The sequence below is a fragment of the Phyllobacterium sp. genome (assembly GCF_037994405.1).
GTDB lineage: Bacteria > Pseudomonadota > Alphaproteobacteria > Rhizobiales > Rhizobiaceae > Phyllobacterium.
Map to the genome: position 1 here is coordinate 1 of NZ_JBBNAN010000517.1, position 11,780 is coordinate 11,780.

10 protein-coding genes are annotated in these 11,780 nt (G+C 59.0%); 5 read left to right on the top strand and 5 right to left on the bottom strand.

Annotated features, from left to right (window positions below):
* The 3 genes from AAAC48_RS28650 to AAAC48_RS28660 form a co-directional block, all read right to left on the bottom strand.
* A partial coding sequence (locus AAAC48_RS28650) for a hypothetical protein (protein WP_340657434.1) occupies positions 1 to 524 on the bottom strand: 524 nt, incomplete at its 3' end.
* Between the two features lie 62 nt (positions 525 to 586).
* Entirely contained in the window at positions 587 to 1,288 is a 702-nt protein-coding gene (locus AAAC48_RS28655) for a TPM domain-containing protein (RefSeq protein ID WP_340657435.1), read from the bottom strand.
* Positions 1,289 to 1,316: 28 nt separating this feature from the next.
* Positions 1,317 to 1,913 carry a LemA family protein gene (locus AAAC48_RS28660; protein ID WP_340657442.1) on the bottom strand — a complete coding sequence of 199 codons (597 nt, stop codon included), beginning with the start codon at positions 1,911 to 1,913 and terminating at the stop codon, positions 1,317 to 1,319.
* Positions 1,914 to 2,910: 997 nt separating this feature from the next.
* Between AAAC48_RS28660 and AAAC48_RS28665 the strand changes: the two genes are divergently transcribed.
* The 5 genes from AAAC48_RS28665 to AAAC48_RS28685 all read left to right on the top strand — a co-directional run bounded on the left by AAAC48_RS28665 (position 2,911) and on the right by AAAC48_RS28685 (position 8,668).
* Entirely contained in the window at positions 2,911 to 3,177 is a 267-nt protein-coding gene (locus AAAC48_RS28665) for a hypothetical protein (protein ID WP_340657436.1), read from the top strand.
* A 95-nt stretch (positions 3,178 to 3,272) separates the two neighbouring features.
* The gene (locus AAAC48_RS28670) at positions 3,273 to 5,456 is read left to right on the top strand and encodes a heavy metal translocating P-type ATPase (protein WP_340657437.1); all 2,184 of its coding nucleotides are present in this window, start codon (positions 3,273 to 3,275) and stop codon (positions 5,454 to 5,456) included.
* A gap of 15 nt (positions 5,457 to 5,471) precedes the next feature.
* A complete protein-coding gene (locus tag AAAC48_RS28675) occupies positions 5,472 to 5,750 on the top strand; it encodes a hypothetical protein (protein WP_340657438.1) in 279 nt (92 codons plus the stop codon).
* Between the two features lie 62 nt (positions 5,751 to 5,812).
* On the top strand, positions 5,813 to 7,033 hold the full coding sequence (locus AAAC48_RS28680) for a methionine adenosyltransferase (RefSeq protein ID WP_340657439.1): 1,221 nt from the start codon (positions 5,813 to 5,815) through the stop codon (positions 7,031 to 7,033).
* 123 nt (positions 7,034 to 7,156) lie between these two features.
* The gene (locus AAAC48_RS28685; RefSeq protein WP_340657443.1) at positions 7,157 to 8,668 is read left to right on the top strand and encodes a thymidine phosphorylase family protein; all 1,512 of its coding nucleotides are present in this window, start codon (positions 7,157 to 7,159) and stop codon (positions 8,666 to 8,668) included.
* Between the two features lie 182 nt (positions 8,669 to 8,850).
* Here the strand turns inward: AAAC48_RS28685 and AAAC48_RS28690 are convergent, their stop codons facing one another.
* Complete coding sequence (locus AAAC48_RS28690) at positions 8,851 to 10,071, bottom strand: MFS transporter (RefSeq protein ID WP_340657440.1); 1,221 nt, start codon at positions 10,069 to 10,071, stop codon at positions 8,851 to 8,853.
* Positions 10,068 to 11,780 (bottom strand): copper-translocating P-type ATPase (locus tag AAAC48_RS28695; protein WP_340657441.1); only part of this gene is annotated, 1,713 nt, incomplete at its 5' end. The genes AAAC48_RS28695 and AAAC48_RS28690, both read right to left, overlap by 4 nt.

Sequence of the window (11,780 nt, forward strand, 5' to 3'; positions counted from 1 at the left end):
GGATAGTGCATTTCCAGCATTGCAACGCAGGCTTCTGCACTACTGATCAGGCCATCCACGATGGATTGACCCGCCTTGGATGCGGTGACGAAATCGGTAACGACCCGGTCCCAGGCGTCTTCGCCGACGCAGGTATGGAGTGCGTTGTCGGCCAAAATCTCAACGTAGCGTTCCCCCAAGGACACGAAGAGCAGCATGCCGGGACGATGTTCGCGATCGGCCAGGATCCGTGCCGCAAATTCCCGATGCGCCAAGACGATGCAGTGCCTGCGCTTGATGCGTTCAGGCACGAGCAGCAGGCGAAGGGGTAGCCAATCGAAGACCAGAGCTAGGCTCGCCAATGTCCCAGCCTCGACCAGAAAGCCGATGCGTAACGACAAATCCGGCCAGAAGACCGCCAATATGCCGCCGACGGCAAAGGCGGCCGCCACCGCCCACAGCAGTGGGAAAAACAAGTACCGATCGCTGAGCGGAGTGACGACCAAGGCGAAGTGTGCTGCTGTGCGCTGCTCAACGGTCATCATGAGCTTCTGCAGGCGTCGGCTGTCGTCATCGGATATGTGTTTCATCTTCATTACCAGCGTCCCTAAGCCCCTCCACCGCCAAACGAGCCACCGCCGCCGGAAAACCCGCCGCCGGAAAACCCACCACGACCAGAACCTCCGTGCCGTCCGCCGAATCCGCCGAGGAACAACAGCGGCCAGAAGAAGCGACCGAAGATGAACAGGATGACGATAATGGCGATGACGCTTCCGCCCTCACTGCCGTCTTCGTCTTGGCGCTGTTGGTTGGCTTGCTGAGGCAGCACAGACGCGTCGCCAGCCAGAACACGCAGAAGCGTCGTTGTCCCGACAAGAACGCCGGCGTTGAAATCTCCCTTCCGGAATTCGGGCAGGATGAGGTTCTCGATGATCAGTTTGCTCTGCGCATCGGTAAGCCGACCCTCCAGACCATAACCGACTTCAACACGTACATCGCGTTCGTTCGGCGCCACCAGCAGCAATGCACCATTGTTCCGTGCCCTTTGTCCGATCCCCCAGGCGCGGCCCAACTGATAGCCATAGTCGTCAATCGAATAACCTTGAAGAGATTTGATCGTCGCAACGACCACCTGGTTCCCGGTCAGTTGCTCATGCTGAGCCAGCATTTGCGTCAGATTTTGCTGCGTCTCGGCTGAAAGGATGCCAGCATTATCGACAACCCGACCCGTCAGCGGAGGAAGACCGGTGCGGCATACAGCGCGGTAGCCAGCAACACATAGACCAGCCCCGCGAGAAGCACCCGCCACGCCGTCTGCGAACGTATGGCAGGGCGGGTCATAGTTTGACTTGCGGCGCTTCCTGCGCCTGCTCGCTGATTGTGAAGGTCTCTCTCACCTTTGCGTCTGGGTAGAGGATAGCGGCGATCCATCGGCTGGGTATCGTTCGCAGGGTCGTGTTGTAGGTTTGTACCGTGCTAATATAATCGCGCCGCGCGACTGCAGTACGGTTTTCCATACCCTCGAGCTGCGACTGGAGCACTAGGAAGTTCTGGCTTGACTTGAGATCTGGATATTGCTCGCTGATGGCCAGAAGTCGTCCCAAGGCCCCGCCCAACGCTGCCTGGTTTTGTTCGAACTGACGGGAGGCGTTCGGATTGAAGAGGATATCGGGCGGCAAGGTCATTTGCGTGGCGCACGCACGAGCCCCAGTGACCGGGGTCAGCACCGTCTGTTCCTGTTTCGCATAGCCCCTCACGGTCTCAACCAAGTTGGGGACGAGATCGGCGCGCCGCGGGTACTGGTTCAACACCTCGCTCCCGGCTGCTTTTACCTGCTCATCCTGGGTCGGAACAGAGTTGATCCCACAGCCGGCAAGGCCGACCCCAAGAAAGAAGCACCGCGCCAACAGCGGGCGCAAAGTGTGCGATTGGATGGCTCATTCTGTTGCCTTTTTCCCGGCGGTGTGGCGATAAATAGCGGCGTTGTCAGGCACTATTCGTCTTATGTGGTCTTACCTCACGTTTCGTGATTTGAAATCTAGCCGATGCGCCGTCACGCATCTTTGATCTCGGTCAAGGAATGCGTTCCTCAACCAAGCATTACTAAGTTGCTGTGAACTCCATTCAGGCTCGAGCCGCTTGAAGCTGGGAGTCTGGGAGGACGCTCACCGGGCCAAAGTCACAGCCATCTCCCGGCGAGTCGGCCAGTCTACGCTCGAACCACGCCATTCGCGGTCTACGTCCTTGGTTTGAAAGCTAATTGGCCAGGTCTTTTGATTGCGGCGATCGGTGGGCTGATGTTGTCCCACTAGTGCAGCGGCCCTCGGCGGCTTCGTGGGACAAAACCGCTGCAAAAATGCGAGTGGCGTGGAGCTCTCAATATGGCCTTTTCTTCTTACTAATTGAGCCGGTGCAAGCCGACTTCATCTATCGCCACGATGCCCGTTGAACGGCCGGGGCTTCATGCCGCAGTTTCTATGGACTTCAAGGCCCACAGCATCGTCGAATGCCTTGATCCCCAACAGATTTGACGTTCAACCGTTCCCATAGACTTCAGCCGGGCGAAGCGATAGAGAGGAGCGCGATCCACCCTGCAGGCACGGGAATTTCATTGATCTGGAGCTCGCTTCGCAACTACAATTGATTTGCGTCAAAGTGCTGCGCATTCGAATGAATTATCATCATACACGTTAACGAGCAGGATTGGTGCCATCCAGCCGATGATGGATAATTTGGTCGCCAAAACACTGCCGAACGTAAGCCATATGATGCCGGGGCAAATGCAGCCAAGTGCTCGGTGAGCGACGACGGCTGCTTGGTGTTCATTCCAAGAGGGCACATTTCGGTTCGGCGAAGATTGAGAGCAGAAACACGACGCCTCTGGCATCGCAAACCGGAATGCCATCAGGCCAAAAGGATAGGAGGTCCATCGTGAATACGGCCGCGCGCCTTCCAATCGTTCCGCTTGGCCTGAGCGTCGGATCGTTCTTCGTCATCACCTACGTATTGTGCGTGCTGTTTGGCATCCTCGTGGCCGACCGTGGCATGCATCAGCTGCTGCCCCAGTTGCTTCCCGGCTTCACCTGGATCACTTGGCCGAGCATCTTTCTCGGTCTGGCCTGGAGCTTCCTCTACGGCTGGTACGTTGCCGTGGTGTTCGGGCCGCTGTTCAACTTCTTTTCCGCGCGGAGGCCATGAAAGTCACATGCGACGAGAGCAGACCATCATGACCGCTTTCCGCACTTTCGGCGTCGCGGCCATCGTTGTTGCAGCTAACGCAGGGAACACGAACGATGATGCAGCATGATCACGGCGCAGTGCCCCACGCGCACGCCGAGGCAACCGTCGCGGCGTCGGGGCGCGAATTGGCGAAGGACCCCATCTGCGGAATGATGGTCGACAAGGCGACGGCACTCACGTCAGAACGTGGCGGCCGCACCTACTACTTTTGCAGCGCGGCTTGCCAGCGCACTTTCGAAGACCCTGAACGCGAGCTCAAGTCGATGCGAACGCGGGTCGCCATCGCGTTGACCGGCGTGCTGGTACTCGCGATTCTGCGCGCGGGAGCGTTCATCGCGCTTGCAGCTGGCGCCACTCTCATTACGTGGGCGCCGATCCCGGCACTACCCTGGTTCACTTGGGGAGTCTGGCTCTTCATCCTCGTCACGCCGGTTCAATTTATCGGCGGATGGAGCTTCTACGTCGGCGCTTGGCAGGCAATTCGCACGCGCGCGATCAACATGGACTTCCTCATCGCGCTCGGAACGACAGTCGCCTATGTCTACAGCGTCGCCGTCGTCTTCACGCCAGAGATTCTCCCGGTTAAGGTGGAAGAGCGCGACGTGTATTTCGAGGTCTCGGCCGTCATCATCGCATTTGTTCTCCTTGGCAAGTACATGGAGGAGATCATCAAGAAGCGATCGTCAGCGGCGGTCCGCAGGCTCATGGACCTCAAGCCTGCTGTTGCACATGTTGTGCGCGACGGGACCGAAACCGAGATACCTGCCGATTCGATCATGGTCGGAGAAACCGTCGTTGTCCGGCCTGGCGAACGCATCCCGACCGATGGCGAGGTGTTGGAGGGCCGATCCTCGGTCGACGAATCCATGCTCACCGGCGAATCCATGCCGGTTGAGAAATCTGCAGGATCGAGCTTGATCGGGGCCGCGCTCAATCGCAGCGGCATGTTGCGCTTCCGGGCTACGCGCGTGGGCAAAGACACCGCGCTTTCCCAGATCATCAGGATGGTCGAGGAGGCACAGGCCAGTACGGCGCAGGTGCAGAGGCTTGCTGATCAAGTGACGCAGTACTTCGTGCCGGCAGTCGTGGGCGTCGCAGTTCTCGCCTTTGCGGGGTGGTGGATTGCCGGCAACTTCCCGCAGGCGCTGCTCTCCTTCATCGCTGTGCTCATCATTTCTTGCCCCTGCGCTCTTGGCGTGGCGACGCCGGCGGCCCTTATGGTCGGTGTTGGGAAGGGCGCTGAGGCCGGCATTTTGATCCGCGGCGCCGAGGTCCTGGAACGCGCAAGGAAGCTGAATGTCGTCGTCTTCGACAAAACCGGCACGCTCACGCGCGGCGAGCCAACCGTAACGGACATTGTTCCGCTTGCAGGCGACAGCGAAACCGAGGTCTTGCGTTTGGGGGCGGCGGTGGAGGTCGGCTCGGAGCACCCGCTTGGCGAGGCCATCGTTCACGCGGCCGCACATCGTGAAATTCGATTGCCGCCGGTGACGGGCTTCGAGGCGCTGCCAGGGCACGGGATACGTGGTTACGCGGATCAGCGCCGTGTGGTTCTTGGCAACAGGCATTTCTTCCATTGCGAAGGTATCGACATTAGCGGTGCCGATCAGGCGATGAGGCGGCTGGAACAGGAAGGCAAGACAGCTATGATCGTCGGCGCCGACGGCAGGCCGATCGGCATCATTGCCGTGGCCGACACTCTCAAGCCTGAGGCCAAGGAGGCGGTTGCTGCTCTCCAGAGTGAGGGCATCGAAGTGGTTCTGTTGACCGGCGACAACGAACGCACGGCAAATGCAATCGCTCGTCAGCTCGGCATTGGCCGTGTCATCGCCGAAGTGCTCCCCGGGGACAAAGCCAGAATTATCAAGGAGCTGCGGGTCGGGGGAAAAATGGTCGCCATGGTTGGCGACGGAGTGAACGATGCCCCGGCGCTCGCAACCGCCGATATTGGGATTGCGATCGGTTCGGGCTCGGATGTGGCAAAGGAAACCGGTGGGATCATCCTGATCAAGGATGATGTGCGTGAGGTCGTGACAGCGATCCGCTTGTCTCGCGCGACTCTCCGCAAGATCAAACAGAACCTCTTCTGGGCCTTCATTTACAATGCCATCGGCATTCCGATTGCCGCGCTCGGCTTCCTAAACCCGATCGTCGCCGCCGCGGCAATGGCGTTGAGTTCATTGTCAGTGATCGTCAATTCGGCGCTATTGAAACGAACCAAGGTCTCCTTGGCATGATGAAGGAGGAGTGAGATGAGTACGAAACCTCTATATAATTCGCCACATTCCGGACCTGAGCCGGAGGCCGGCAAGCAACCTAGGCTTTATCGTCTGGCTTGGGCGTGTCTGCCGGCGATGCTTGCCCTGAGCGTCGTAGTGCTGCTTTTGCTTGGCGTATCGTGGTGGACGGCGCTTATCGTCGTTTTGCTTCTTGGCTGCCCAGCAGCGATGGCCACGGCATTCTATGTTGGGCTACGGCCGTTCCCGGGTGCCTCGGGACCGGAACGAGATCACCGAAAGCGCCGCCCATAATAGGTCAGCGATGGAAGGCAACGACCTCACAATCATTCCAGTGCAGGTAGGAGATTAGCGCTGTGTCCCGCAGTATTGTCATTAGTCAGCTTTCCGAAACACCGATGGAGAAGCGGCCAATGGAGATGTGCGAGCATAAGGGCATCGGTCATCCCGACACCATGATTGACGGAATATGCGAAACCGCCTCGCGTGATTTGTCGCGAGCGTACCTCAAAGCCTGCGGCCGCGTGCTTCACCACAACCTGGACAAAGGGTTGCTAATCTCCGGCACCAGCGCCCCGCGCTTCGGCGGCGGAAAGCTGCTGCAGCCCATGAAGGCCATCATTTGCGGCAAGGCCACCAGCGTTGAAGGGCAGATTGACCCCTCAGCAATCGCCGTTGACGCTGCAACCCGTTTCTTGCGCGACCACATACGCTGCCCGGTCGAGCATTTCCAGATTACAACGGAAATAAAGCAGGGCAGCAATGATCTGACGTCGCTCTTTGGCCGGCAGGAGCATGTGCCTTTAGCCAATGACACCTCTTTCGGCGTTGCCTATGCTCCGTATTCCAAACTGGAAAACGCCGTGCTTGATTTGGCTCAGGTTATGAAATCGCCGGAATTTAGGCAGCATTTTCCCGCTGCTGGCGATGACTACAAGATCATGGGCTACCGCATCGACGGGGAATGCAAATTCATCGTTGCGCTGGCGTTTATTGACAGGTACGTCGAAAGCTCACTGCATTATTTCTCGATCAAGCAATCAATTCACGACTATCTCGGCCGTCACTTAAACCTGCCTGCGGAAATCCAGATCAACACTTCCGACCATCCTGCCGCCGAGAAGGAAAGTGACTTGTATCTGACGGTATTGGGCTTGAGTGCTGAGATGGGCGATGACGGCCAGGTTGGGCGCGGCAACCGCGTCAACGGACTGATCACGCCGGACCGCGTCATGTCGCTGGAAGCCGCAGCCGGCAAGAATCCCACCGCGCATGTAGGCAAGATTTATAACGTGCTCGCCTACCTAATGGCGCACGACATTGTAACGAGCCTGGAGGAAGTCAGCGAGGTGAAGGTGCAGTTGCTTTCGGCCATAGGCAGCCCGGTGGACAGTCCGGAGCTGGTGGCCATCGAAGCCAACACCACACATGGGTTGAATGACCGGATCAATGTCATGATCGCGTCGATCGCCGAGCACTGGCTGGCATCCACCGACCAAGTCACAGATATCGTCCTGAGCGGCGACGGTGCGCCTTGCTGTCAGTTCATCAACCGTCATTCAACGCGAGGACAATGACGCGTCGACTTGCGTCAACGAGCTTCGTTGGTGGATCGAGGAGGAGTTCGGGTGGCAATTCACGATTCGGGAATATCGGGAAGCGTCGGATCCCCAATCAGCGACGCCACATCTACATCAAAGATGCAGAAACAGAAGCTGATTCCGCTTCGGGCTCGGCGCCTCGGAATACATACACACAACGAGGCAGTTGTTTTCATGCGGACGGATTGTCACGTATGTCGGTCGGAAGGCTTGTCGTCGCTCTCCCGCATCATTCTTCACGCCGGCGGCCGCGAAACGCTAGCGACCCTGTATCAAGTTACCTCGGACATTCTCGGCATAGATGAGGCGGGCCTATCGGAGACGGCTTGGGAGCGATTGGGGACGGTTGAGGGCGCTCCTGTGTTCGCCCGTCATCCCGAGGCTGTCGAATCTTTTGGGCGTGTAAGGGCGAGGATATTTAACCACCGTCTCGGCGATGAAGACTTCGCCCCCATTCTTTCGGACATAGCGTCCGGACGCTATTCTGACATTGAACTGTCGGCCTTCATCACAGGGACGTCCGTTTTTCCGCTTGATGAGCCTGAAATGGTTGCGCTTACGCGGTCCATGGTTGCCGTCGGCGAGAGGCTCGTCTGGTCGGGTGTACCGGTCGTCGACAAGCATTGCGTTGGCGGATTGCCTGGCAATCGCACGACCCCAATCATTGTGGCTATCGTCGCCGCTCACGGGGTGCTGATGCCAAAAACCTCGTCTCGCGCCATTACTTCTCCGGCGGGAACCGCCGACACCATGGAGACTTTGGCGCCGGTGGACTTGAACATCGAGGCAATGCGCCGCGTGGTCGAACAGGAGTCGGGCTGCGTCGTCTGGGGTGGTGTCGTTGGCCTTAGTCCTGCGGATGATGTTCTTATCCGCGTGGAACGCACCCTGGATATCGACTCAGAGGGACTGCTGGTGGCGTCTGTGCTATCGAAGAAGATCGCCGCCGGTTCATCCCATCTCGTTCTCGACCTGCCTGTCGGCCCCACAGCAAAGGTCCGTAGTGAGACGGCGGCCGTGGGGCTGTCCCACCGCTTGTCGGCGGTGGGTACCGCATTTGGGCTGGAAATCAGAACCATTTTCTCCGATGGGAGCCAGCCTGTGGGCCGAGGTATTGGACCAGCATTGGAAGCCCTCGACGTTCTTTCGGTGCTTCAGCAAGCTGACGATGCTCCATTGGATCTCAGGGAACGAGCCTGTACGCTGGCCGGAGCTCTCCTGGAGATAGGTGGTCGCGCTCGGTTAGGCGAAGGCCGATTGCTTGCCAGCCAGACGATCGCCGATGGCAGGGCCTGGACAAAATTCCAGCGCATCTGCGAGGCGCAAGGCGGGATGCGCAGTCCACCCGTTTCCCGCCATCGCTCACCCATGCTCGCACCATTTTCCGGTTTGTTGCGATCGATCGATAATCGACGCATCGCCAAGCTTGCCAAATTGGCGGGTGCGCCGGTTTCTAAGGCTGCTGGCGTCGAGCTCCATGTGCGATTGGGTGACCCCATCGAAGCAGGGCAGCCATTATGTACTGTCCATGCCGAAACAACTGGCGAGCTGCAATATGCTTTGGACTATGCAACCGGCACCGCGCCGATATTTTATATCGAAAGGGTTTAGAGGCCATCCAGAACAGTTTTAACGACTGGAAGTTTGTGGATCAGCTGTGCGTGTTGGCGCGAGCGGCTTTTTTAGATATTCTGTAGGCAAATGAGCTTCATAACACGACCGGCAACGGCCATGATCGTTACCTAGTCGATCTGCTATCGGCCTTCATGGCAACGTCATCAGTTTCGAGACTTTCAACCAAGAGGCGCAGCGCGAGGTTGAGACTTGCGGCCGCAGCTGCCAAAAATCAGACCGGCCAGAAGCGGATATCCTAGATAGGGCACGGCATCGACACCATAGAGGAATCCTCCGCCGGCCGAACCGAGCGCTTGCCCAAAGCTCGCTACGGCAGCCTGGCGGCCGAGTTCCTTTCCTTGAGTACTGCCCGCGCCGAGCGAGATCCAATAGGTCAAGGTAGGGATCAGGACGCCGGCACTCGCCGCGACCATGCCGACGACAATTAACTGCGTGCCGAAAGCCTCTGCATAGGAAACAAGCAGCAGGCCCAACGCCATAACTGCAAGGGCGGGAGCAATCAGCTTGGCGGTCGACGAAGGCGCCATAAGGGGAGAAAACACGAGGGCCTGGACTGCGAACATGATCAAGCTGCATTCGGCAAACATGACCCCCACCTGGTATGGGGTCATGCCGAGGGCCCGACCGCGAAGCGCCACACCGACCTCAAACGCAGTGATGCTCGTCGCCACTATACCAGTCAACAACAGGAGTTGCATCGCGGTGGCGTGGTGCCAATTTTTTCTTTTTCGATTGGATGGCAACGTGGGCAATGCGGAGCCCTCTTCGAGCCCGAATATGCCGCCCGCACCTACAAGCGCCAGACCGGCCGAAAGCAGAAAGGGCAGCACGAGAAGCTGTGTCGCGGGCATGGTGTTGGGATTGGTGCTGCCGAGCTGGAGCACGATGCCTCCAAGCATCGGTCCAACGAAGAACCCGGCGATGCTGGCCATGCTGAGCCAGGCGAAACGCTGAGCACGCCACGCGTCGGAAACCGCTCTGTCCCCGATGAACGCCTGTGCGGCGGGCAGGATTGCTGCTGCAAAGGCGCCGTTCAGGAATCGTCCGGAATAGAGCCACCATAGATTAGGGGCGAGTGAGGTCACGGCTAACGTCAAGCCGAAGCCGATGAGGCCGATCAGAAGAATCGGACGTCGGCCGCCATGATCTGATAACCGGCCCCAGAGCGGCGCGAAAAGAAGCGGCGCCCCCGCAAATACCGAAGTCAGAAACCCTGTGTGCCAGCCGACACGATCGGTTGAAGCGGCGGGAGACAAGCTCTCCACGACGTGTGGCAGCACGGGCAACACAACCCCGTATCCGACAGTTGCCGTAAAGACGGCGAAAAGGAGAGCCGCAGTTGCGCGCCGGCTCAGCGCTGTAGCGCCACTTTCGCTCATGTCGCGGGTGATCCGGCCTGACGGGCATCGATCACGGACGTTGGTGCGGGGCCGGCCGAACCGATGCCTTCGAGCCGTGTACGCTTAAGGAGAAGGGCATTCACGGCGACAAGCGCGGAACTCCCCGACATAGCGAGTGCCGCCACTTCGGGGCTGATCACAAAGGGATAGAAAACGCCGGCGGCCATCGGGAAGGCGACGACGTTGTATGCGACTGCCCATAGCAGGTTCTGGTGCATCTTGCGTAGAGTCGCGCGCGAGAGTTCGATCGCCCCCACGACATCATAGGGATCGCTCTTCATCAGCACCACATCGGCGCTTTCCATCGCCACGTCGGTTCCGGCTCCAATGGCGAAGCCGACATCCGCTTGGGTGAGCGCAGGTGCATCGTTAACGCCGTCACCGACCATGCCGACACGCTTGCCCTGCGCTTGTAGCTCCTTGATCTTTGCTGCCTTCTGCCCCGGCAGCACGTCTGCGAGAACGATGTCGATGCCGAGCTCGGCAGCAATACGTTTGGCAGTACCCTCGTTGTCGCCGGTCAGCATCGCCACTTGCACGCCGCGCTCGCGCAGTTTTGCAACGGTTGCCCTAGCACTGGGCCGCGGCGCGTCGGCGATAGCGACGAGACCAAGGATCTGGCCTTTTCGGGCGACATGCACGACGGTGCGTCCTGCGCCTTTGAGACGATCCGCCTCTTTGGCGAGAGCGCCAAGTTCGATCTTCTGTTCGTCCATGAGCCAACGGTTGCCAAGAAGCACCGCCTCGCCCTCAATCTCCGCCTGGGCGCCCTTACCCTCCAGGTTGAGAAAAGTACGCATCTCGGGGACGTCCAGGCTTGCGGCGCGCTCGACGATCGCCAAGGCGAGCGGATGGTCGGACCCGCGCTCAACCGCTGCGGCCGTCCGCAGCACATCATCTGCTAATTTGCCGTTGGCCGCCAGGACGTCCACCACTCGAGGCTGGCCCATTGTCAATGTGCCGGTCTTGTCGAAGACGATCACATCAAGCTTCGTGGCGTCCTCAAGCGCCCCTGCATTCTTGAACAGAATGCCGTTCATGGCCCCAAGGCCGGTGCCAACCATAACTGCCATGGGCGTCGCAAGCCCCAGGGCGTCCGGGCAAGCTATAACGAAGACCGTGATGGTTAGGGTAAGCGAGAAAAGCACGGGCATGCCAATCCACCAGAACCACACGGCGAAGGTCGTGATGCCAATGATAATAGCGATCAGAACCAACCATTGGGCGGCACGATCCGCCAGGAGCTGGGCGGGCGCTTTCGAGTTCTGCGCCTCCTGCACAAGCTTGACAATTTGTGCGAGCGCCGTGTCGGCGCCGACCTTCGTTGCCCTGTACCTGAAGCTGCCACTCTTGTTGATGGTCGCCCCAATGACTTGGTCACCCGGCGTCTTTTTCACTGGCATGGACTCGCCGGTCAGCATGGATTCGTCGATAAGCGATTCACCATCGAGAACGACACCGTCAACCGGGACTTTGTTGCCCGGCCGAATGACGATGATTTCGTCCACTTGAACGTCTGCTGTGGGGACTTCGATTTCTTTCCCTTGCCTCAGCACGGTGGCCATTGCCGGGGCGAGGTCGAGGAGCGACCGGATCGCCGCAGATGCGCCGGCTCGAGCGCGCATTTCCAGATAATGGCCGAGAAGGATAAAGACCAACAGCACCGCCACCGCTTCATAGAACTGCAC

Bases quoted from the DNA above. Each gene is read 5' to 3' on its own strand.
- AAAC48_RS28675 (WP_340657438.1), top strand. From the start codon at position 5,472: ATGAGTACGAAACCTCTATATAATTCGCCACATTCCGGACCTGAGCCG.
- AAAC48_RS28690 (WP_340657440.1), bottom strand. From the start codon at position 10,071: ATGAGCGAAAGTGGCGCTACAGCGCTGAGCCGGCGCGCAACTGCGGCT.
- AAAC48_RS28685 (WP_340657443.1), top strand. From the start codon at position 7,157: ATGCAGAAACAGAAGCTGATTCCGCTTCGGGCTCGGCGCCTCGGAATA.
- AAAC48_RS28670 (WP_340657437.1), top strand. From the start codon at position 3,273: ATGATGCAGCATGATCACGGCGCAGTGCCCCACGCGCACGCCGAGGCA.